General features: G+C 47.7%; 20 protein-coding genes and 1 pseudogene. 14 read left to right on the top strand and 7 right to left on the bottom strand.

Features of this window, described 5'->3' with window-relative positions:
- Nucleotides 1–193 precede the first annotated feature (193 nt).
- The 3 genes from BST96_RS20400 to BST96_RS07955 all read right to left on the bottom strand — a co-directional run bounded on the left by BST96_RS20400 (nt 194) and on the right by BST96_RS07955 (nt 2,552).
- On the bottom strand, nt 194–364 hold the full coding sequence (locus BST96_RS20400) for a hypothetical protein (RefSeq protein ID WP_157117898.1): 171 nt from the start codon (nt 362–364) through the stop codon (nt 194–196).
- 58 nt (nt 365–422) lie between these two features.
- Complete coding sequence (locus BST96_RS07950; RefSeq protein WP_085758190.1) at nt 423–1,073, bottom strand: hypothetical protein; 651 nt, start codon at nt 1,071–1,073, stop codon at nt 423–425.
- Between the two features lie 156 nt (nt 1,074–1,229).
- Nucleotides 1,230–2,552, bottom strand: a complete 1,323-nt coding sequence (locus tag BST96_RS07955) for an MATE family efflux transporter (protein WP_240554917.1) — start codon at nt 2,550–2,552, stop codon at nt 1,230–1,232.
- A 387-nt stretch (nt 2,553–2,939) separates the two neighbouring features.
- On the opposite strand from BST96_RS07955, the gene coxB reads away from it, so the two are divergent.
- The 4 genes from coxB to BST96_RS07975 all read left to right on the top strand — a co-directional run bounded on the left by coxB (nt 2,940) and on the right by BST96_RS07975 (nt 7,367).
- Nucleotides 2,940–4,097 carry a cytochrome c oxidase subunit II gene (gene coxB / locus BST96_RS07960; protein WP_085758192.1) on the top strand — a complete coding sequence of 386 codons (1,158 nt, stop codon included), beginning with the start codon at nt 2,940–2,942 and terminating at the stop codon, nt 4,095–4,097.
- Between the two features lie 11 nt (nt 4,098–4,108).
- Nucleotides 4,109–5,668 (top strand): cytochrome c oxidase subunit I, encoded by a 1,560-nt coding sequence (gene ctaD, locus BST96_RS07965; protein WP_085758193.1) that lies wholly within the window; start codon nt 4,109–4,111, stop codon nt 5,666–5,668.
- 56 nt (nt 5,669–5,724) lie between these two features.
- Entirely contained in the window at nt 5,725–6,306 is a 582-nt protein-coding gene (locus tag BST96_RS07970) for a cytochrome c oxidase assembly protein (RefSeq protein ID WP_085758194.1), read from the top strand.
- A 62-nt stretch (nt 6,307–6,368) separates the two neighbouring features.
- Nucleotides 6,369–7,367 (top strand): cytochrome c oxidase subunit 3, encoded by a 999-nt coding sequence (locus BST96_RS07975; protein ID WP_085758195.1) that lies wholly within the window; start codon nt 6,369–6,371, stop codon nt 7,365–7,367.
- Between the two features lie 240 nt (nt 7,368–7,607).
- Here the strand turns inward: BST96_RS07975 and BST96_RS07980 are convergent, their stop codons facing one another.
- Nucleotides 7,608–7,871 (bottom strand): DUF2909 domain-containing protein, encoded by a 264-nt coding sequence (locus BST96_RS07980; RefSeq protein ID WP_085758196.1) that lies wholly within the window; start codon nt 7,869–7,871, stop codon nt 7,608–7,610.
- 65 nt (nt 7,872–7,936) lie between these two features.
- Between BST96_RS07980 and BST96_RS07985 the strand changes: the two genes are divergently transcribed.
- From BST96_RS07985 to BST96_RS08005, 5 genes and pseudogenes are all read left to right on the top strand, one after another.
- Entirely contained in the window at nt 7,937–8,689 is a 753-nt protein-coding gene (locus tag BST96_RS07985; protein WP_085758197.1) for an SURF1 family protein, read from the top strand.
- The gene (locus BST96_RS07990) at nt 8,690–9,331 is read left to right on the top strand and encodes an SCO family protein (RefSeq protein ID WP_085758198.1); all 642 of its coding nucleotides are present in this window, start codon (nt 8,690–8,692) and stop codon (nt 9,329–9,331) included.
- Between the two features lie 16 nt (nt 9,332–9,347).
- Nucleotides 9,348–10,544: a COX15/CtaA family protein gene (locus BST96_RS07995; RefSeq protein WP_085758199.1), complete on the top strand. Its 1,197-nt coding sequence runs from the start codon at nt 9,348–9,350 to the stop codon at nt 10,542–10,544.
- Nucleotides 10,545–10,671: 127 nt separating this feature from the next.
- Nucleotides 10,672–11,441: pseudogene (cyoE, locus tag BST96_RS08000) on the top strand (heme o synthase).
- Nucleotides 11,442–11,459: 18 nt separating this feature from the next.
- Nucleotides 11,460–12,131 carry an SCO family protein gene (locus tag BST96_RS08005; protein ID WP_085758200.1) on the top strand — a complete coding sequence of 224 codons (672 nt, stop codon included), beginning with the start codon at nt 11,460–11,462 and terminating at the stop codon, nt 12,129–12,131.
- A gap of 65 nt (nt 12,132–12,196) precedes the next feature.
- Here BST96_RS08005 and BST96_RS08010 read toward each other — a convergent pair whose 3' ends face one another.
- A complete protein-coding gene (locus BST96_RS08010; RefSeq protein ID WP_085758201.1) occupies nt 12,197–12,676 on the bottom strand; it encodes an Lrp/AsnC ligand binding domain-containing protein in 480 nt (159 codons plus the stop codon).
- Between the two features lie 279 nt (nt 12,677–12,955).
- Nucleotides 12,956–13,228: a hypothetical protein gene (locus tag BST96_RS08015; protein WP_085758202.1), complete on the bottom strand. Its 273-nt coding sequence runs from the start codon at nt 13,226–13,228 to the stop codon at nt 12,956–12,958.
- A gap of 507 nt (nt 13,229–13,735) precedes the next feature.
- Between BST96_RS08015 and polA the strand changes: the two genes are divergently transcribed.
- Nucleotides 13,736–16,498, top strand: a complete 2,763-nt coding sequence (polA, locus tag BST96_RS08020) for a DNA polymerase I (RefSeq protein ID WP_085758203.1) — start codon at nt 13,736–13,738, stop codon at nt 16,496–16,498.
- 168 nt (nt 16,499–16,666) lie between these two features.
- Here polA and yihA read toward each other — a convergent pair whose 3' ends face one another.
- Nucleotides 16,667–17,302, bottom strand: a complete 636-nt coding sequence (gene yihA, locus BST96_RS08025) for a ribosome biogenesis GTP-binding protein YihA/YsxC (protein WP_085758204.1) — start codon at nt 17,300–17,302, stop codon at nt 16,667–16,669.
- A gap of 144 nt (nt 17,303–17,446) precedes the next feature.
- Between yihA and BST96_RS08030 the strand changes: the two genes are divergently transcribed.
- The 4 genes from BST96_RS08030 to BST96_RS08045 all read left to right on the top strand — a co-directional run bounded on the left by BST96_RS08030 (nt 17,447) and on the right by BST96_RS08045 (nt 21,241).
- Entirely contained in the window at nt 17,447–17,755 is a 309-nt protein-coding gene (locus tag BST96_RS08030) for a c-type cytochrome (protein WP_085758205.1), read from the top strand.
- A 69-nt stretch (nt 17,756–17,824) separates the two neighbouring features.
- A complete protein-coding gene (locus BST96_RS08035; RefSeq protein WP_085758206.1) occupies nt 17,825–18,484 on the top strand; it encodes a c-type cytochrome in 660 nt (219 codons plus the stop codon).
- A gap of 165 nt (nt 18,485–18,649) precedes the next feature.
- A complete protein-coding gene (locus tag BST96_RS08040; protein ID WP_085758207.1) occupies nt 18,650–19,294 on the top strand; it encodes a thiol:disulfide interchange protein DsbA/DsbL in 645 nt (214 codons plus the stop codon).
- 159 nt (nt 19,295–19,453) lie between these two features.
- Nucleotides 19,454–21,241, top strand: a complete 1,788-nt coding sequence (locus tag BST96_RS08045) for a GGDEF domain-containing protein (RefSeq protein ID WP_085758208.1) — start codon at nt 19,454–19,456, stop codon at nt 21,239–21,241.
- Nucleotides 21,242–21,271 lie beyond the last annotated feature (30 nt).

The following is a 21,271-nucleotide window of genomic DNA, read 5'->3' on the forward strand; positions in this document are numbered from 1 at the left end:
GGTCTCAACAAGCTTGAAAGAATGCGTGACCTTAAAACAGATACCTCACTGCCGGACGGATAGCGAAAACCCATTAAAATTCATACCCTGAACACACCCACCAAAACTAACCCAACACCCTCAAAGCGCCAAACCGACGATAAGTGTAAATATGTGAGATAGCAGCGGATTGTAATCTACCCAACTCTAAGGCTTAGCGTCTTCTTGATCGCATGCGTTGAGCGCGAAGTTTTCTGCGTTTTTGATTCACCCGAATCTGCCCCGCCATTTTAACAGCCAGATGATTATCATCATTATGATCGTAGTGGTGATCAAGGTCCTGGTTGCTATTGTCGTTAGCTAAACTGTCAGCTGGTATTGTCATAGTTCTACTCTTTTATAGTTCGGCTTTTTATAGTTTTTTTATAGCAAAGAGACATCAGTTACATATGGGCAAACTGCAAGTTAATTGATAATTCGTCAGTTAAACAGGGCCAGTGTTGCTGTTCTTTTTCCCAGTGATTATTTTTATGTTGGTCAACATAGGCTTTAAATTCAGGGGTTTCGTAAACATGCTCTTTTAGCATAGTACGCTCAACCGTATAGTGCACCGCTTCGTCCAGTTCATTGGAAAAAGGCTCGCCGATAATACTATGGACAATTAAATTCGACATAGTCATATCCATCGGTACCAAGGGAATGGATGTGCGAATCATAAAACGGTCATTCACCTCTTCTATAAGGCGGTGAGCCAAATAGGCTTCGTCCATCAACTCATCCAGACCGACGTGACCGGCAACAATTTCCGGTGGTTTTAGAAAATAATCTTCGGCCAGTTTTAAATAGGGTTCAGTATATTCTTGAATATTGGCCTCACGGGTAATCGCTCTGGCGGCATCAATAAAGCTGGGCACATGTTCGATATAGGCAATAATAAAATCGACCAGGCTTGCGGTGGCATCCTGCTCAGGCAGTTGAATGGTAAAGTGAATATCATTTCTGACATGCTTGTCGAGCAGATTGGCCATATGGCCATGCTGTTGTTCATGCAGCTTCGCTAAAGCAATCGTGTCGCGGATGGCATCAGTGGGCAAGGGTGTTCCTCTTTATGGAAGACGCTAGAAGCTAACAGTTTCAATACTACGCGTAGTCCAGTCTTAAAATGATCAGATATAGGGGATAAGGCTAGTACAAAATTTCAACTTCGCTAGAGACCGCTTAGATCATTGTGAACTATTTCCAGAAGTTCTTTACCACCAGCTTTGCCTGCGGTTATTGCGGTAGAAAATCACCGCCAAACTTAAGCCGCGGGCGAGATTAAAGGCGATAAAGGCAAACCATAGACCGTGATTACCCCACTGCTGGCTGAAATACCAGCAGGGCAGGTAAACCAGCAGTGCCGATAGCAGCATGCTGTTTTGCATGGCTGCCGTTTGCGTTGTGCCAATAAAAATACCATCGAGCAAATAGCTCCATACCGCCGTGAAGGGCAGTAACAACAGCCAGGGTAGGTAACGAAGGGCCTCTGCCTGCACCGCGTTGATAGAGGTTAACAGGCCAATAAGCTGGCTGCCGGCTACCGCAAATAACAAGGTAAAAAGCCCGGCAGTAATCAGTGACCATAGCGCGCACTGCCTGCAAGTGGCCAGAAAGCGTTGCCGGTTGCGCTGGCCTGCGGCATCTCCGGTCAGGGCCTCGGCGGCATGGGCAAAGCCATCCAGACCAAAGGAGGTCAGCAGCAACAGGTTCATAATCAAGGTATTGGCGGCGAGTACGATATCGCCCTGACTGGAACCCTGTGCGGTAAAGAAGGCAAAGCAGGCTAACAGTACCATGGTGCGTACAAAGAGGTGACGGTTGACCACTAACAGCTGTCGATAGTCAGGCCAGTGCAGCAGTTGGGCGAGACGAATACTGGTACCCTGCTGTTGCCCCATGGCTTTGCTTAAGAGCAGCAGAGCGAGGCCGCAACCGCTGTATTCGGCGATTAAGGTGGCAATGGCAGCCCCTTCGCTCTTCATATCGAGGCCGATTATCAGTAGAAAATCCAGCCCGACATTGAGTGCATTGGTAAATACCGTGATGAGCAGGGGCCAGCGGGTATTCTGCTGGCCAATAAACCAGCCCACAATGGCGTAGTTAACCAGCACTGCCGGGGCGCTGAAAATCCGGATTTGGGCGTAATTCATCGCCAGCTCATAGCCGCCAGCGGGGGGAACTACCAGGAATAAGCCCAGCATCAGCAAAAATGGGCTTAGGAAGACAATAACAAGGCCGATTCCCAACCCCAGCAATATGGATTGCCCTGCGATCAATCGGCTCTGTGGGTGGTTGTCGGCTCCGAAGGCCTGGGCGGTTAAGCCGGTAGTTCCCATCCTTAAAAAGCCAAAGCCCCAGTATAGAAAGGCCAAAATACTGCCACCCACGGCAACAGCGGCTAAATATTGAGCATTTTCGAGGTGTCCGAGGATGGCTGTATCCACTAAGCCGAGCATTGGCACTGAAAGATTAGAAATAATCATCGGCCAGGCTAAACGCCATATCTTGTGGTTGAGGTCCCTGCCAAGTGTCATATCTGGAATTCTGCCGCCTAATATCGCTGCTTGTTATAGCATTAAGGTAAGTATTCCCATAATTTTAGGGTGGTTGAGGTGGCCTGTCTTGTTAAAGGTGCGTATAATCGCGGCGTTTTGTCGCACCCAGCGACCGGGGGATACCGAAAAATCGCTATTTGTTGTCATTAAGTGGGCCTGATCTGGCCGATTTTTCGACGAATAAACCACTCAATCAGGCTCAAAAAGTCTCGATCCAGGGTGTTAAATAGTCACAAGGATGGGAAGTCACTGCTATATTGTTCCGAGGGGCCAGTATTTGGTTCGTATCGGCGTATATTAGAGACGATATAAGCGGTCCGGATTCTGGGGTATTTTTTTAACATTTAAACAATGGAGACACGGGAAATGCATTTACGAGCGAAACGGCTGTACAAGCTGGCGCTTAGTCCTGTGCTATTGCTGCTCAGTTTTCTGAGTACAGGTGCTTGGGCAGAAGAAGCTCAACGCTGGCAGATGAATATGTCGCCAGGCGTTACCGAAGTTGGGGCAGAAATTTACGGTCTGCATATGATCGTTTTCTGGATTTGTGTAGTGATTGGTATAGTCACTTTTGGCGCGATGTTTTATTCGGTGTTTGCGCACCGTAAGTCAAAAGGTGTTAAGCCAGCTACCTTCCACGAAAGTACAGCAATCGAGATTGCCTGGACTGTCGTTCCCTTCATAATCCTTATCGTGATGGCTTTTCCTGCCACAACCACACTATTAAAAGTCTATGACTTTGAAGATTCCGACCTGGATATCCTGGTGACCGGTTATCAGTGGAAGTGGAAGTACGAGTATATTGATGAAGCAGGCGACAATGTCGTGTTCTTCAGCAACCTGCGTACAGGTAAGACAGAGATCTACAACGAAGACGACAAAGGCGAGCACTACTTATTAGAAGTAGACGAGCCGCTTGTGCTTCCTGTTAATAAAAAAGTACGCTTTTTAGTAACAGCCAATGATGTTATCCACGCTTGGTGGGTACCTGCATTAGCGGTTAAGAAAGACGCGATCCCCGGCTTTATCAACGAAGCCTGGTCTCGTCCACTGGAAACCGGTGTCTACCGTGGCCAGTGTGCTGAACTTTGTGGTCGCGACCACGGCTATATGCCTATCGTTGTCAACGTTGTTGAAGAAGACGAATACAACGCGTGGTTAGCAGACAAAAAATCTAAAGCGGCTGAAATAAAAGCCTTAATGGACAAACAGTTCACCCTTGATGAGCAGATGGCGGCGGGTAAACCCGTATACGACCAGTACTGCGCGGCATGTCATGGCTTGAACGGTGAAGGTGGTGTTGGTAAAGCCATCGCGGGTAGCCCTATTGCTACTGGCGAAATGGCCAAACATCTTGATGTGTCTATTAACGGTGTACCCGGTTCTGCGATGCAGGCCTTTGGTGCTCAGCTAAATGATGTCGATATGGCCGCGGTTGTTACGTACCAACGTAATGCCTTTGGCAATAATATGGGTGACATTGTTCAGCCCATCGACGTTTATAACTTTAAGCAAGGTCAGTAGGAGGAGTCACAATGGGTGCGCACGGGCCTGCTACAACAGGATTAATGCGTTGGGTAACAACAACCAACCACAAAGATATCGGTACGATGTATCTTTGGTTCAGCTTCGCCATGTTTATCATGGGCGGTGCTTTTGCCATGATCATTCGTGCGGAATTATTTCAACCGGGCCTACAAATTGTAGAGCCTGAATTCTTTAACCAGATGACGACCATGCACGGCCTCGTGATGGTGTTCGGTGCCATCATGCCTTCGTTTGTTGGCTTGGCTAACTGGTTAATTCCAATGATGATTGGTGCGCCTGATATGGCGTTACCAAGAATGAATAACTTAAGTTTCTGGATTCTTCCTCCTACCTTCTTATTGTTGGCTTCAACATTATTTATGGAAGGCGGTGCTCCTAACTTTGGTTGGACATTCTATGCACCACTATCAACGACTTATGCTCCAGATACAGTAACGTTCTTTATATTCGGCGTTCACTTGATGGGTCTGTCGTCAATCATGGGTTCAATCAACATTATCGCTACAGTCGTTAACTTACGTGCGCCTGGCATGACGTATATGAAAATGCCTATGTTCGTATGGACCTGGTTAATTACTGCTTTCTTATTAGTTGCAGTAATGCCAGTTCTGGCGGGTGCGGTAACTATGATGTTGATGGATGTTCACTTCGGTACCAGCTTCTTCTCTGCTGCTGGTGGCGGTGATCCGGTTCTGTTCCAGCATATTTTCTGGTTCTTCGGTCACCCAGAGGTTTACATCATTATCCTGCCTGCATTTGGTGTGGTTTCTCAAATCATCCCCACCTTTGCTCGTAAGCCTTTATTCGGTTACGACTCAATGGTTTATGCAACAGCGTCTATCGCCTTCCTATCGTTTATCGTGTGGGCTCACCACATGTACACCGTAGGTATGCCGATTGCTGGTGAGTTGTTCTTTATGTACGCCACCATGCTGATTGCTGTGCCGACAGGTGTAAAAGTCTTTAACTGGATCACCACCATGTGGCAGGGTGCAATGACGTTTGAAACGCCAATGCTGTTCTGTATCGGTTTTGTGTTCCTGTTTACCGTAGGTGGTTTCACCGGCGTTATGCTTTCATTGGCGCCGGTAGATTTCCAGTATCACGATAGCTACTTTGTTGTTGCTCACTTCCATTATGTAATGGTTGCGGGTGCGGTATTTAGTATGTCGGCTGCGGTTTACTACTGGTTGCCGAAGTGGTGTGGTCGTATGTATAACGAGAACATGGGTAAAGCCCATTTCTGGATCTCGTTTATCGGCTTTAACCTAACCTTCTTCCCTCAGCACTTCCTGGGGCTAGCGGGTATGCCACGTCGTATTCCTGATTACGCGCTGCAATTTACGGACTTCAATACGATGTCTTCAATCGGTGCGTTTATCTACGGCGCTTCGCAAATCTTGTTCTTGTTTAATGTTGTTCGCACCATTACTTCAGGCGAGAAAACCAGCGAAGAAAAAACCTGGGAAGGTGCAGAAGGTCTGGAATGGACTGTTGCAACTCCCGCTCCTTACCACACATTCTCTACTCCGCCGGAAGTTAAATAACGGCGGTTTAGTGGTGTTGTAAGTAGTAGATGTAGATTGTTGTAAGAGAGGTAAAAATGGCGGATATGCCAACAGACAATGAAGCAACCGGTTCAGTTGCTATGACAGTCGGTAAATTATCGATTGTGGTTGTTGTGATGTTCGCTTTTGTATTTGTAGTGATGGTGCCCTTATACGATGTGCTTTGTGACGCATTGGGTATAAACGGGAAAACCAGTGGTGAACGTTATCGCGTAGTGGAAGCTACCGTTGATACCAGTCGCGAAATTCGAATTTCGTTTGTTGCGACTAACAACGATGGTATGCCTTGGGAGTTTCGGCCAACCGATACTGTCCTAAAGGTCAATCCAGGCGCCGTTAACGACACCGTGTTTTATGCCAAAAACCCGCTAGCGGAAAATATGGTGGCGCAGGCAGTGCCCAGCGTATCACCGGCACGAGCTGCGGAGTATTTTCATAAAACAGAATGTTTTTGTTTTAACCAGCAGCCTTTAGAAGGCGGCGAAGAAACAGAAATGCCACTGCAATTTATTGTTGACCAGGATTTACCGGCCGACATTAAAAGCATTACCTTGTCATACACAATCTTTGATGTGACAGCGATGGTTGATCCAAAAGCCAAAGTTGCCACACGATAAACAGATAAAACAAAAAGCTATTTTTTTCGTTGCACAATCGGCGAAATAAACGGAGAAGAAAAATGTCAGGTCAGAGTAACTCAGATTACGAGAGCTATTACGTCCCGGAGCAAAGCAAGCTAGCTATATTCGCTAGTTTAACGTTGTTTACGGCGTTATTCGGCGCTGCTAATGTGTTGAATGATAGATTGGCGACCATAAAAACAGGCATAGAGACAGATACCAATTCCTGGTTTATCTTCCTTACCGGTCTGGTTTTATTTTGTGCCACCCTATTCGCATGGTTCCGTCAGACGATTATTGAAAATCGTGCCGGTATGAACAGCGGTCAGTTAAAACACTCTTATGTTATTGGTATGCAGTGGTTTATCTTTTCAGAAGTCATGTTCTTTGCCGCCTTCTTTGGCGCGCTTTGGTATGTTCGTAACCTTGCTGGCCCATGGTTGGGTGGTGAAGGTGAAGCAGGGCGCATGAATGCCTTACTTTGGGAAGGTTTTAACTACGAGTGGCCATTGATGACCACGCCGCAGGATGCTGTTGGTGGTGCTGGTAATATGCCTATTGCTGCCATGGGTGGTGTTGATGGCGGTGTAATTTCTGGCCCCGAAAGGAACTTAAGCTTCCCGGGTTGGGACAACGTCCTGCATTGGTTACCGATGTGGAATACTATCGTACTGATGACCTCTTCAGTAACAGCTCATATGGCTCACTTGGGTCTATTGGCCAACAACCGTAAGAAGCTAAACCTTTGGTTAGGTATTACTGTTGCTCTGGGTATTCTGTTCGTTTACCTGCAGTACCTTGAGTACCATGAAGCCTATGTTGAATACGGCCTATACCTGCACTCAGGTATCTACGGTTCAACCTTCTTTATGTTGACCGGTTTCCACGGCTTCCACGTTTGTATGGGTATGATTATGCTGCTGATCCAGTGGCTGCGTTCTACCAAAGCCAAGCACTTTACCGCTGAAGATCACTTCGGTTTCGAAGCCTCTTCATGGTACTGGCACTTTGTTGATGTGGTCTGGGTAGGTTTATTCCTGTTCGTTTACATCCTCTAAGAAAGTCTGCCAAAAACAAGGAACGGTTGTGGAGCTAACTTCACAACCGTTTTTTTACGTTTATAGCATTGGAAATTTGAGCCTTACCCTTCATGCTCAAACGTCATCCCCGCGAAGGCGGGGACCCAGACCGTAGGGTGGATTATAATCCACCGGTTTTGACTGCTCCCAGCTGGGCTTGGTGGATTATAATCCACCCTACAATGTCTGGCCGTTAGTTGAGTCTTATGACGGGGTGTTTTATTCGGCAACAGGGGTTGATATTTTATCACTGTAGCGGGCATCCCAAGGGGCATTTGAACCCAGTTGGCCGGTAAAGATACCGTAAAACAAAAAGCTCATTAGCAGGGCTGCCAACACAATGCGCACTGTTAGCGCGTTCCATGTTTTACGACTGTTGTCATTGTTACCGGCGGATTGGTCTTTAATTAGAAAGCCAAGGCTTGTAAACAAGCTGATCACCAGAGCAATAAACAGAAACACAATAACCACTTTTAACCACATAGACAGACTCCAGAGCTGTGTGCTGATAGAAGCGGTATTATAACTCAGGCAATTTGATCTTTTACATGTCAGAACCTCAATCAAAGCGATTACAATTTACCCCCAACTGGCGCGCTAGCCTATTGGCGGTATTGCTGTTGCCGCTGGTGGTCTCATTAGGCTTTTGGCAGCTGGACCGAGCTGAGGAAAAGCGTCAGCTTCAGGCCCTGTTTGAGCAGCGTCAAATGTCAGGCCCAATGGCCCTTGAGGAGCTTGATCGCAAAGCCGACCTTCGCTACCAGCCAGTGACCTTACGCGGTGAGTTTATCAATGAAAAAGCACTGTTATTAGATAATCGCATTTATCAGGGTCGCTTTGGTTATGAGATAATAACGCCGTTTCGCCTGACGGGTAGCAATACCCTGGTCATGGTTAATCGTGGCTGGTTAGAAGGCGATATTTCACGCCGAAGCCTGCCAGCGATAAAAGCCATCAAAGGCGAAACAACCCTAAGCGGAGAGATCTATGTGCCGCAGGGTGATGTGATGTTATTGGCGGATGAGGCGGCTATTGGCTGGCCCAGAGTGATGCAGTCACTCAATATCCAGGCATTGCAAAGAGAATTTGAAGATCAGTTATTTCCTTATAGCGTGCGGATAAAACAAATATCCGGCGCCAGTTATATACCCAATTGGGTCGTGGTCAATCTACAGCCAGAAAAGCATACAGGTTATGCGGTGCAGTGGTTTGCCATGGCAGTGACTTTATTGGTGATCGGCCTATTGGCCAATACCAATTTATGGTCATTGATTAAACGAAGTGAAGAAGAGGTGGCATAAGTGTCAGGGCAAGGTTTTAAGTCGGAAAAAGAAATTGAGATCAACAAAAAAAATCGGAAAGTGATTTTGGGTATTTTTGGTATACCCGCGCTGGTATTTATTTTATCGACCGGTCTATATTTTTTGGTCTCTTCAAAAACTGTAGATATGGGTACGGTTAACAATGGTGCACTGGTTGTTCCGCCGTTGCAGTTTGCTGAGCTGCCGCTTATGAATCTCGATGGGCAGCCCTTTGATTATTCCAAGCCGGAGCCCAAATGGGCGTTTGTCGTATTGGGTGACCAGCGTTGTGAAGGCAACTGCGAAAGAATGTTATATATCGCCAGGCAAAGCATTATTGCTCTGGCGAAAAAAATGAATCGTGTTCGTTTATTCTATGTCACCAATAACGGTATTGATGAAGCTTTGAGTGAGCGCTTTAAAACAGAATATAAAGGCATTGAAGTGATTGCCCTAAAAGACAGTGATGTTCGGCAATTATTTAGCCCGGTAGAGCTAGAACCCTTTAAAGCGAGTACCTTTTATGTGGTTGACCCCCGCGGTTGGTTAATGATGCACTACGAAGCGGAAAATACCGAACAGGATACATTGAACACCCTAGGCAAGGCGGTTGTTCGTGATATGAAGCGGTTGATTAAGTAAGACGAAAGGTAACAGAATGGCTTTATTTAACTCTCCTGAACATCGTTTACCCGGTTTTAAACTGGCACTGACTGGCTGTATTTTTGCCGTGTTTGTATTGGGCCTGGGCGCGTTTACCCGCCTGGCCGATGCTGGCCTGGGTTGCCCGGACTGGCCGGGCTGTTACGGCCATGTGCTATGGCCGACCAGTGCCGAGGAAGTTGATGTCGCTAATCAGGCTTATCCGGATATGCCGGTGGAACACGATAAAACCTGGCCAGAAATGGTGCACCGTTATTTTGCCCAGGGGCTGGGTTATATCACCATTGGATTATTTGTATTGGCGGTTAGACGCAGAGAGCAAGAACAGCCGGTCAAAACCGTGAGTGCTTTATTGGTCGCCAATGTTGTATTAACGGCCGTGACGGCCGTTGTTGGTGTAGTGATGGAGCCTTATGCTGTCGCCTCAGTAGCTGCTACGATGCTTACCCTGGCTTACTTAGGGCTAAAAAGAGGCACCTCTACCCTGCCCTTTAAATTACCGGCGTTTTTATTGGCCTTTATTATTTTGCAGGGTTTATTTGGTATGTGGACGGTGACCTTAAAGTTATGGCCACAAGTGGTTACTTCCCATCTTTTAGGCGGCTTTACCACCTTTAGTTTGCTGTGGTTATTAACACTTCGCCTTAATAATCTGCAATGGCAGGTACCTGCGGTTAATTTTGAACAGCTGAAAGCTTTCCGCCGCTGGGCGGCGATTGGCTTAGTGGTTGTTTTTATCCAGGTAGCCCTGGGTGGTTGGACTACGTCAAATTATGCGGCAGTCGCTTGCCCTGACCTTCCCACCTGTCAAAACCAATGGTTGCCAGAAATGGACTTTAAGGAAGGTTTTAATGTGGCCCAAAGCATTGGCCCTAACTACCTTGGTGGTACTATGGATAATGAAGCGCGTATTGCGATTCACTTTAGCCATCGAGTGGGTGCCATTATCACCACGGCCTATTTACTATTTCTCATGGCGATTTTATACAAAGGTATAGGGCTGCCAGAAACCCGCAACATGGCTTCGGCTATTCTGGGTGTCTTGATACTTCAGGTCGCTTTAGGTCTGGGTAATATTATTTTCCAATTTCCGGTATCGGTTGCAGTAGCACACAATTTAGTCGGCGCCCTGTTACTGATAACCATGGTGACCTTAAATCACCGGGTTTATACCGCGAAATTAGCACCATAAATCAGTAGAGATTTTTAGTATGTCAGAGTCAGAAAGCAATCCGTCGACTACTTGGGCGGATTACTATGAATTAACCAAGCCCAATGTCGTGTATTTAATGCTGCTGACCTCCGCCATTGGCATGTTTATGTCAGTGCCCGGTGTGGTGCCATTGGATATTTTAATTTTTGGTAATCTGGGTATTGGTTTGTGCTCGGCCTGTGGTGCCGTAGTTAACCATTTGGTAGACCAGCGTATCGATACCTTAATGAACCGTACTAAAAAGCGTCCCGTGGCCCAGGGTCGTATCAGCCAGGCGCAGGCTGGTGTTTTTGCCCTGGTATTAGGCGCAGTGGGTTTGGCGGTGTTATTGATCTTTACCAACCAGCTTACGGCCTGGTTAACCTTATTTTCTTTAATTGGCTACGCGGTGATTTATACCCTGTGGTTAAAACGTGCCACGCCACAAAATATTGTGATTGGCGGCTTGCCCGGTGCAGCCCCCCGCTATTGGGTTGGACGGCGGTTAATAATGAAATCCACGGCCATGCCCTGCTTCTGGTGCTTATTGTCTTTGCCTGGACCCCTCCGCACTTTTGGGCCCTGGCGATTAACCGTAAAGAAGATTACGCTAAAGCGGCTATTCCCATGTTGCCAGTGACTCATGGTGTTGAATACACGGCGTTTCATATTCTTCTGTATACCTTTGTACTCATTGCCGCGAGTTTACTGCCCTTCGCCACCGGCTTATCGGGTTTGCTGTATTTAGTGGGTGCCGTGGTTCTGGGCGTTATCCATCTTTATTACTCGATTGCTATTATGCGTGAAAAACCTGGCGCCCCGATGGCAACTTTTAAGTATTCGCTGGTCTACTTAATGGCAATTTATATTATTATGTTAGTGGATCACTACGTATAACTATTTTTGGGAAAAACCATGAACCAACAGAGCAACAGTTTACAGCCTGAGCAAAAGCGTGGCATTTATATTACCGTTGTCGTTGTGGTGATAGCCGTTTGTCTCTTTGTTGGTTTTTTTGTGTATGGTTTAAGCAAGCCGAAAATTCTAAGCGACAGCGAGTTAAAAACTAACGGCACTTTTTTATTTGATAATCCCCGCTCTTTTAAAGCGTTTTCTTTGGTGGATTATAATAAGCAGCCCTTCACCCCCGAGGACCTGCAAGGTAAATGGTCGCTGATTTTCTTTGGTTTTACCTATTGCCCGGACATCTGCCCTACTACCCTCGTCTTATTAAATCGCTTTTATCAGGGGCAAGTAGAAAAAGGAAAATACGCTGAAGACTTACAGATTGTTTTGGTCAGTGTTGACCCGGCTCGTGACACACCAGAAAAGTTGTATGACTATGTGCGGTTTTTTAATAAAGATTTTGTCGGTGTCACCGGTGAGTTTTTAGACCTGCATCGTTTTGCTACCCAGCTTAATATCCCTTTTAGCAAGTCACCGGGTGGTGGTGAAAACTATAACGTTGAGCATAGCGGCAATATCGCGATTATTAATCCCAAAGGCCATTATGTTGGCTTCTTCCGTGCGCCACCTGAATTGTCGAAGTTAAACGTGGGTTATGAGTCCATTCGGGCTACTCGCTAAAGCCCTGTAGGGTGGATTGCAATCCACCTTTTTCACCATGGCGGTTTGGTGGATTATAATCCACCCTACTTGTAAGGCACTGCAATATTCAGCGTTTCTTTAACCTGCTCCATTACCACATAACTGGTGGATTCCTGAACGCCTGGTAAGGTCAGCAGCGTTTCACCCAGAAATTCCCGATAAGCTGCCATATCGGCAACCCGTGCTTTGATCAGATAATCAAAGTTACCTGATACCAAATAGCACTCCTGCACTTCCTGAAGTGCAACAGCCGCCTCTTTAAACTGTTCAAAAATATCCTGCGAGGTTCGTGATAAACGAATTTGTACAAATACAACCAGCCCTGCCTGTAGATAAGTGGGGTCCAGCAAGGCGGTATAGCCCTTGATCACCCCTTCCCTTTCCATTCGCTTCACCCGCTCCATACAGGGCGTGGTTGTTAAGCCAACCCGACGGGCCAGTTCGGCATAAGTAATGCGGCCGTCGGCTTGGAGTTCCCGGAGAATATTACTATCAATGCGCGTTAGGGGCTTTTGAGCTTTCATGGAAGTTAACCAGATGATTATTTCAAAAATGGAATTTTAGCCAGTTAGTTGAACTAAGAATAGTAATAATTTGTGGTTTTAATAGTAGGATTAAGCTGGATTAAACAGGATGATTGTAGGGAAAGGTTATAACGGCGATTGAAATAGGGTGATTGTGAGGGGCAGAGAAGGGTAGTGGAAGAGATGCGGTGAAAGGTGTAGCGAAACGGTTGTGTGATGATATTTATGCGAAAACCGAAGTGAAAAAGCCCGGTTCCAATTGGTTCCGGGCGTCAACGATTAATGCATCGCATACTCTAGTTCCTTAGCAATTTTTGCTTCAAGCTGTTTGCTTAGGTCTATGGATACTTTTTCCATAGTCTCAGCAACTTCTAGCTCAACGTTGTTTGCAAGGGCTTTGTTACTAATGGCCGTTGCTGGCTCTGACCAAGTCACAGCAGCATTGCTGTTCATTGCCAAAGTCATGGAAGGAGCTTCGCTAACAGCGCTTTCTGCATTGGCAGCATTGCCCAAGACCCCCAAGATAACGGCTAAGATAGCCACGTTTTTCATGATTACTCTCCTGTAGTTGAGTGTTATTACGTTTAAATTTAGTTGGCTTTTGGCCGTTTGTTGTAGTTGTTACTGCAACGGTGCTAATAGTAACACTTTTTCAAAATTCGTCCAGTCCCCAGAGGTGAATTATTTGTTACTTTTTAGAAATACTACTGTAATAAACGCTTTGGCTAAGGGGTGCTATTCCTTATAAGTTATTGTTTATAAATAATTTTATTAAAAGTGATACTGATTTTTTAAAAGGTAACACTTTTTGAAATATTTCAGAAATAAAAGTGTTACCTTTTGAAAAGAAAGGTGGCGGTTTGTTAAGTTGTGTAGGGGGGTAACTGATAACACTAGATATAGTGTGCGCGGTCCCGCCATGCCCCAACACCAAATCCCTTGCCTGCAACCAATACCACGGTGATAATGCCCTCCACAAAAGCAATAACCCCATATCACTAGCCAGCCACTCGATGTCCAATCGAGAGTCTTGCTATAACCACGAAGCCAAAAACGACAATGACAGAGACCGCCAGCAAACCCATCGTATTAGTCGATGGTTCATCCTATTTATACCGCGCCTACCATGCCTTGCCACCCCTGACCAATTCCAAGGGTCATGCCACCGGAGCAGTCAAGGGCGTGATCAATATGATGCGGCGTTTGCTAAAAGATTATCCTGGCAGCCAGGTAGGGGTGATTTTCGATGCCAAGGGCAAAACCTTCCGGGATGATATTTACCCCGAGTACAAGGCCCAGCGCCCGCCCATGCCAGATGATTTACGGGAACAGATCGCTCCCATCCATAATATTATTAAAGCGATGGGCCTGCCCCTGATTATTGTTGATGGCGTAGAAGCGGATGATGTGATTGGTACCTATGCCCGGCAAGCGACAGAGCAGGGGCTGGATGTGGTGGTATCGACTGGCGATAAAGATATGGCGCAGCTGGTTAACCAGCATGTGACGCTGGTGAATACCATGACTGATACCTTGATGGACGAAGAGGGCGTACTGGCTAAATTTGGTATCCCGCCATCGCTGATTATTGATTATCTGGCACTGATGGGGGATAAGGTTGATAACATCCCCGGCGTTGCCGGCGTGGGTGAAAAAACAGCCTTGGGCTTGCTACAGGGCATCGGCAGCCTGGACACCCTTTATGACAATCTGGACAAAGTCGCCGAGCTTACTCTGAGGGGTGCAAAAACCTTGGCCGCCAAGCTGGAGAAGGAAAAAGCGAACGCTTACTTATCCTATGAGCTGGCCACGATCAAGCTGGATGTAGAGCTTGAAGAATCAGTCGATAGCATTGCGGTAGAGGCGCCTGATAGTGAGTTACTACTCACTTACTTTAAAGAAATGGAGTTTAAATCCTGGGTAGAAGAAATGGAGAAGGGGGGCTCCGGTGTGCCCTCGGCCCCCAGTGCTGACCAGGCTCAACGTGCCGCCGAGATACCTCTGGCACCGCAAGACAATGACTATCAAGTGGTGCTAACTGAGGCCGATTTTAAAGCCTGGCTAAGTCAGCTGGAGCAAGCAGAGTTATTTGCCTTTGATACCGAAACCACCAGCCTTAACTATATGGAAGCCAGAGTAGTCGGGGTGTCTTTTGCGGTAGAGGCGGGCAGTGCGGCCTATGTGCCTTTTGCCCATGACTATCTGGGCGCAGAAGAGCAGCTCAGCGAGGACTTTGTGCTGACCTCACTCAAGCCTCTATTAGAAAACCCCGGTAAAGCCAAAGTAGGGCAGAACCTGAAATACGACCAGAGTGTGTTGGCCAACCACGGCATCGCGCTGCAAGGTATCGACTATGACACCATGCTGGAGTCCTATGTTCTGGACAGTACCGCCACCCGTCACGATATGGATAGCCTGGCCAAAAAATATTTGGATGTTAGTACCACAAAGTTTGAAGATATAGCGGGCAAGGGTGCCAAGCAGCTAACCTTTAACCAAATCCAATTATCCGAAGCCGGGCCCTATGCGGCTGAGGATGCGGATATTACCCTGCGCCTGCATCAGGCTCTGTGGCCCAGGCTGGAGTCCGACACCGGGCTTAAATCCGTATTGCAGGATATAGAGCTGCCGCTGGTACCGGTACTGTCTCGCATTGAGCGCAATGGAACCTTGGTAAGTAAGGAGTTACTTTCAGCGCAAAGCCACGAAATTGGGGGCAGGTTAGAGGCCTTGGAAAAAGAAGCCTTCGTTCTGGCGGATGAAGAATTCAACCTGGGTTCCCCTAAACAACTCGGTCGAATCCTGTTTGAAAAGCTGGAATTACCGGTGATCAAAAAGACCCCTAAAGGCGCTCCTTCCACCGCCGAAGAAGTGCTGGCCGAATTGGCTTTGGATTACCCGCTGCCAAAACTGCTGATGGAATACCGTGGCCTTAGCAAGCTAAAGTCTACTTACACGGATAAACTGCCAGAAATGATTAGCCCAAGCACCGGGCGTATTCATACCTCCTACCATCAGGCGGTAACGGCAACCGGCCGTTTATCCTCATCTGACCCCAATTTACAAAATATCCCTATCCGCAATGCGGAGGGGCGCAAGGTCAGGCAGGCCTTTATTGCCCCTAAAGCTTATAAAATTGTTGCGGCGGATTACTCCCAGATCGAACTGCGGATTATGGCGCATCTGTCTCAGGACAAAGGCTTGTTAGAGGCGTTTGCGGCGGGCAAAGATATTCATCAGGCAACCGCCGCCGAAGTCTTTGGCTTGCCTCTGGCAGAAGTCTCTACCGAGCAGCGCCGCCGAGCCAAGGCGATCAACTTTGGTTTAATCTACGGCATGTCAGCCTTTGGTCTGGCCAAGCAGATCGATGTGGGCCGCCATGAGGCGCAGCAATATATTGATACCTACTTTGCTCGCTATCCCGGTGTCCATGACTATATGGACCAAACCCGCGCCGATGCCTCCGAAAAAGGCTATGTAGAAACGCTATTTGGCCGCCGCCTGCACTTGCCCGAGATTAATGCCAGCAATGGTATGCGCCGTCAGGCAGCCCAGCGCACAGCCATTAACGCCCCTATGCAGGGTACCGCGGCCGATATTATTAAAAAGGCGATGGTCACCGTTGACCAATGGCTATGCGATGCGGAAATTGATGCCAAAATGATTATGCAGGTACATGATGAATTGGTGTTTGAAGTGGCCGATGCTTCAGTGGACTTATTGTCCGACAAGGTCAAAGAGTTGATGGGCAATGCAGCAACGTTAGACGTGCCATTAATCGTCGATGTGGGCACTGGGGATAACTGGGATGAGGCGCATTAATTTATTCTCTGAAGTGTGGAACTAAGTAACACAGGGCGAGGTCATAGTTGCAGTGGTTGGAAACAGCCTCTGCTAACGTCCCCTGCGTTAGCTCGTCTCCATACCAGACTTCCCCCCTAGAAGTTCTGGACACGTTACCCGGTGCGATTATATCGCAGCCGGGTTTTTTTATTCTGGCGGGTCCGTTTCCGTGATTGCTTCGCTACTTAGCCACTGCGTTAACTTAATTTGGAGTTGGTCCAGCCCAGTGCGTTTTAAGGCGGAGAACAACTGCACGCTGACCAGATCCTGCATCGGCTCCAGTTCTTTGCGCACTTTTAGCAGGCTATTATTGGCGGGGCCTTTTTTGAGCTTATCGGCCTTGGTCAGCAGAATATGGACTGGCATATTGCAGCTCTGGGCCCAGCTCAGCATCATCCGGTCAAAGTCTTGCAGGGGGTGGCGGCAGTCCATGAGCAGGATCAGCCCATATAAAGACTGCCGTTCCCGCAGATATTCCTCTAAATGCCGCTGCCACTTCTCTTTAACCTCCAAAGGCACCTTGGCAAAGCCATAACCGGGCAAATCAACCAGCCGCTGGCTGTCGCTGAGGGTAAAAAAGTTAATCAGCTGGGTGCGGCCCGGGGTCTTACTGGTCCTGGCCATTCGCTTATTTTCAGTTAAGGTATTGATTGCGCTGGATTTTCCGGCATTGGAGCGACCCGCAAAGGCCACTTCAAGACCGCGATCAGCAGGGCATTTAGCGAGAGTAGGGGCGCTGGTTAGAAACTCAGCCTGACGGAAATTGATCTTTACTTGGGTCAAAAGGGGGCCTTTTTGAAGACAAATGACAAACTATTAGATTAGGTCATACTACAGGGATGGCGATAGGATACCACTCTTGTGTATAATGCCGCGGATTTTGCGACCATCTCGGGCAAAATAGACGTCCAATTTAAGGGGATTCGAATGAAAAAGCTGTTTATTGCATCTTCAGTAGCCTATTTGGCGATGACGGGACTATTGGCCCAGGCGGCGGATCAAGCCGTTATTGATCGCTACAGTAAGACCTGTGCTGTTTGCCATGCCGCCGGTGCTGCCGGTGCGCCAAGAACCGGTGATGCTGCCCAGTGGGCTCCGCGTATGGAAAAAGGTATGGACACATTGGTAACCAGCGTTGATAAAGGTATGAACGCCATGCCACCAAAAGGTATGTGTTTTGATTGCTCGCCAGAAGAGTTCAAGGCTTTGATTGAATATATGGTCGAAGCTAAATAAGAAAGTCAGTGAGTTTAAGCGATACTGCAAGGTCATCGCTCTCTATAAAGATCTATTGTTGGAACAACTATGAAAAAATTATTAATCAGTTTTTTAGTCATTGCAGGTTTTACCGGTTTTGCTCAGGCAGGTGGCGATGCCGCTGCTGGTAAAGGCAAGGCTGCGGCCTGTGTCGCTTGTCACGGTGAGGGTGGCAATAGCATGGCACCGAACTTCCCTAAATTAGCGGGTCAAAGCGAGCGCTACTTAGTCAAGCAGTTAAAAGATATCCAGTGTGGTGCTCTTTCTGCTGAAGAGCAGAAAGCGCAGAAGTGTGCTGGCCGTACCGTGCCAACCATGGCGGGTCAGTTAGACAACTTTAACGACCAGGATTTAGCCGATATTGCCGCCTACTATGCAGGCCAGGCTATTTCAGGTGGCCAGGCGAAAGCCGCCAATGCCGTTAAGGGCGAAGAAATATACCGCGCCGGTATTCGCAGCAAAGGCGTAGCGGCCTGTACCGCTTGTCACTCGCCAACCGGTAAAGGCAATGCCCCTGCGGGTTACCCTGCGCTAGGTGGGCAGCATGCTGATTACGTGGCCGCACAGCTAAGAGCTTTCCGCGCAGCGGCGGATGGTTTGCCAGGGCGTGACAATGATGGCGACACTAAAATTATGCGCGATGTTGCTTACCGTATGAGCGATAGCGAAATTGATGCTGTAGCGAGCTATATTTCAGGCTTGTATTAATTCTGGATTAGGGCTTGTCTAAAAGGTGGCTAAGGCCACCTTTTTTATAGCTATTAAAAGATGCCACGGAATTAATCTTGTCAGCAAGGGACTAATTGCGTAGCAAAAATTACACAGCTGTATTAACGTATCAACACTGAAATACTTATTAAATGGAGCACCCCAATGAATCGTTTTATCAAGATGCCCGTTATTCTTACCGCTCTGGTATTGATGATGACATCCGCCTTTGCCAATGCCCAAGAGCCCGTCGCCGGCAAAAACTATGTGGTATTAGACCAGCCTGTTCGCACCCGTGATAGCAGCAAAGTCGAAGTGGTAGAAGTCTTTTGGTATGGCTGTGGCCACTGTTACAACTTTGAGCCGCTGATTAAGCAGTGGAAAAAGCGTAAGCCGGATTATGTGGATTTCCAACAGTCGCCAGCGATGTGGAATGCCACGATGAAGACCCACGCTGCCATGTTCTTTACCGCCGAAGTATTGGGTGTTATGGATAAACTGCACGACCCTATTTTTACGTCTATGAATGTTGAGCGTAAGCGTCTGGCCAGTGCTGATGAGATAGAAGACCTGTTTGCCGATTATGGTGTTGATCGCAAAGAGTTCCAAAAAACCTTTAAATCTTTCAGTGTTAACAGCATGGTAAAGCAAGCTGATGCACGTGCCCGCAGTTACAAAATTAGTGGAACGCCAGAAATTGTCGTCAATGGTAAATATCGTATTTCAGCTCGTCTGGCCGGTGGTCAGGCGCAGATGCTTAAAGTTGTTGATTACTTAGTCGAAAAAGAACGCGCTACCTTGTCTAAGTAACAGCCAAACAGCCCGAGTAGGGTGGATTAAAATCCACCTTTCCGGCGCTGTGATTAGGGTGGATTGCCATTCACCCTACAAAAGTCGATGACTCCCCAATCCCCCATCCTATTCACGTCTATACTCTAGCTATTCATTAGCAAAGCTGGGTACTTAGGCATGAACCGCAAAACCTCCCCAAACGATCAAAGCGATTGGAAAGATAAATATCTCGATGCGCTTGATGAGCAGGAAAAGCGCGACCGTCAGCAGCAGAAATTGACCGCTCTATTAGTGAAAGCGGTGCTTCGTCTCAGTATGGTTGCGGAGGGTGTGGACCAGCAACTGGATAAGCAGCTTGCGGGCATGCGGCAGATGTTTCGCGATGGCGGGCCATCGGGCAGCGATCTCAATACCGTGGTGCAGGCTCTGGAAGGGCAGGTTAAGCGTATGGATATCGTTAGGGACGAAAGAGCCAAATCCATCGTGCAGGGTTTTCAGTTATTGCTAACAACCTTACAAAACCTAAAGCCAGAAAAAGAGGCTGCTGAGCAACTCAAGCGTTTAAACAAAAACCTGAAAACCCGAAGTAGCTCAGTGCAGGAATATTCAGTGCTGCTCAACGAGTTCGCAAAAGCCCAGCAGCAAGTACTGGATGAAAAAAATATTCAGCGCGTCAGCAAACCTTTTTGGCATCAGTGGACAGCGCAAAGCGAAGCCCCGGAAACTGAAATTATAGAAATAGAAAGAAGTGACGGCGGCCGTGAAAAAATTATCGAAGGGACCGTGATAGAGGTTGCACCTCTGGCCGACGCAGATAATGATGGGCTGGACCTGTCGGATGATACTGAAGAACCTCGCGGCACAGTAGACCCCAGCTCGGTTGGCGAAGAGCCTGCCTTTTCACGCTTAAATAAAGCCGTCTGTGAAGTGTTGCAAGAGTTACTGGAGCAAATCGAAGCTCCCCCTATGGCCAAAGAAAATTACCAGGCGGCACAGAAGCAAATTGAGAAAGGTTTAAACTGGTACGAGTTGGTCCCCACCTTAGAAGATATCAGCATTGTTGTTATCTCTGCCTTTGATCGTAATCAGCAGGAGTTTGAAACCTTTCTGTCTGAACTCAATGACCGACTGCTGCAAGCTTATCAATTTATCAGCGAATCGGAGCAAGCCAATGGAGCAGGGCGGGAGGCGGGTAAGCAACTTAGTGATTCCATGCGTGAGCAGGTTAGCGCGATGCAGCAATCCGTTGACGATGCGACAGAGCTTGATCAGCTCAAGTCAGAAGTCAGCACCCGTCTTGATCAAATTGTTGCCGCTATGGACCAGTATCAAGCCGGCGAGCAACAGCGCGAAAGCACTCTGTCAGAGAAACTGGACGCACTTGTCATCCAGGTTAAAAATATGGAGTCAGCCTCAGAACAAGCCGAGCAGCGGATAGAAGAGCAGCGTAAAAAAGCACTGCGTGATGTGCTGACTCAACTACCCAATAGGGAGGCCTACAACATAAGGCTTGAGCAGGAATTTGAGCGTTGGCAGCGCTATCGCCGGCCACTAACAATGATGGTTTGCGATGTCGACTTTTTTAAGCGAGTTAATGATAGCTATGGCCATCTAGCGGGGGACAAGGTGTTGCGTATCATTGCCAAAACACTCGGGAAGCGTTTACGCAAAACGGACTTTATTGCTCGAATAGGGGGAGAAGAGTTTGTCGTATTAATGCCAGAGACGGAGGAAAATCAGGCATTTAAGGTTGCGGAGGGGGTCAGGGAGGCGATAGCGCGTTGCCCGTTTCACTTTAAGGATCAGCCGGTATCAATCACCATGTCTTTTGGCTTGTCAGAGTTTGTTGAGGGGGACTCAGGGGAGAAGGTCTTTGCCCGAGCCGACAAAGCGCTTTATCAGGCCAAAAAGGGTGGCCGGAATAGGTGTATATTAGCCGAATCGCCCCTTCTGGACCAAGAATAGGACAGATAATAGCCACTTGGCTGAAACAGC

Source organism: Oceanicoccus sagamiensis, from assembly GCF_002117105.1.
GTDB classification, from domain to species: Bacteria; Pseudomonadota; Gammaproteobacteria; order Pseudomonadales; family Dasaniaceae; genus Oceanicoccus; species Oceanicoccus sagamiensis.

What these genes read in the sequence shown, in the direction of transcription:
- BST96_RS20400 (WP_157117898.1), bottom strand. Translation starts at nt 364, where the DNA reads ATGACAATACCAGCTGACAGTTTAGCTAACGACAATAGCAACCAGGAC.
- BST96_RS07955 (WP_240554917.1), bottom strand. Translation starts at nt 2,552, where the DNA reads ATGACACTTGGCAGGGACCTCAACCACAAGATATGGCGTTTAGCCTGG.
- coxB (WP_085758192.1), top strand. Translation starts at nt 2,940, where the DNA reads ATGCATTTACGAGCGAAACGGCTGTACAAGCTGGCGCTTAGTCCTGTG.
- ctaD (WP_085758193.1), top strand. Translation starts at nt 4,109, where the DNA reads ATGGGTGCGCACGGGCCTGCTACAACAGGATTAATGCGTTGGGTAACA.
- BST96_RS07970 (WP_085758194.1), top strand. Translation starts at nt 5,725, where the DNA reads ATGGCGGATATGCCAACAGACAATGAAGCAACCGGTTCAGTTGCTATG.
- BST96_RS07975 (WP_085758195.1), top strand. Translation starts at nt 6,369, where the DNA reads ATGTCAGGTCAGAGTAACTCAGATTACGAGAGCTATTACGTCCCGGAG.
- BST96_RS07980 (WP_085758196.1), bottom strand. Translation starts at nt 7,871, where the DNA reads ATGTGGTTAAAAGTGGTTATTGTGTTTCTGTTTATTGCTCTGGTGATC.
- BST96_RS07985 (WP_085758197.1), top strand. Translation starts at nt 7,937, where the DNA reads ATGTCAGAACCTCAATCAAAGCGATTACAATTTACCCCCAACTGGCGC.
- BST96_RS07995 (WP_085758199.1), top strand. Translation starts at nt 9,348, where the DNA reads ATGGCTTTATTTAACTCTCCTGAACATCGTTTACCCGGTTTTAAACTG.
- BST96_RS08005 (WP_085758200.1), top strand. Translation starts at nt 11,460, where the DNA reads ATGAACCAACAGAGCAACAGTTTACAGCCTGAGCAAAAGCGTGGCATT.
- BST96_RS08010 (WP_085758201.1), bottom strand. Translation starts at nt 12,676, where the DNA reads ATGAAAGCTCAAAAGCCCCTAACGCGCATTGATAGTAATATTCTCCGG.
- BST96_RS08015 (WP_085758202.1), bottom strand. Translation starts at nt 13,228, where the DNA reads ATGAAAAACGTGGCTATCTTAGCCGTTATCTTGGGGGTCTTGGGCAAT.
- polA (WP_085758203.1), top strand. Translation starts at nt 13,736, where the DNA reads ATGACAGAGACCGCCAGCAAACCCATCGTATTAGTCGATGGTTCATCC.
- BST96_RS08030 (WP_085758205.1), top strand. Translation starts at nt 17,447, where the DNA reads ATGAAAAAGCTGTTTATTGCATCTTCAGTAGCCTATTTGGCGATGACG.
- BST96_RS08035 (WP_085758206.1), top strand. Translation starts at nt 17,825, where the DNA reads ATGAAAAAATTATTAATCAGTTTTTTAGTCATTGCAGGTTTTACCGGT.
- BST96_RS08040 (WP_085758207.1), top strand. Translation starts at nt 18,650, where the DNA reads ATGAATCGTTTTATCAAGATGCCCGTTATTCTTACCGCTCTGGTATTG.
- BST96_RS08045 (WP_085758208.1), top strand. Translation starts at nt 19,454, where the DNA reads ATGAACCGCAAAACCTCCCCAAACGATCAAAGCGATTGGAAAGATAAA.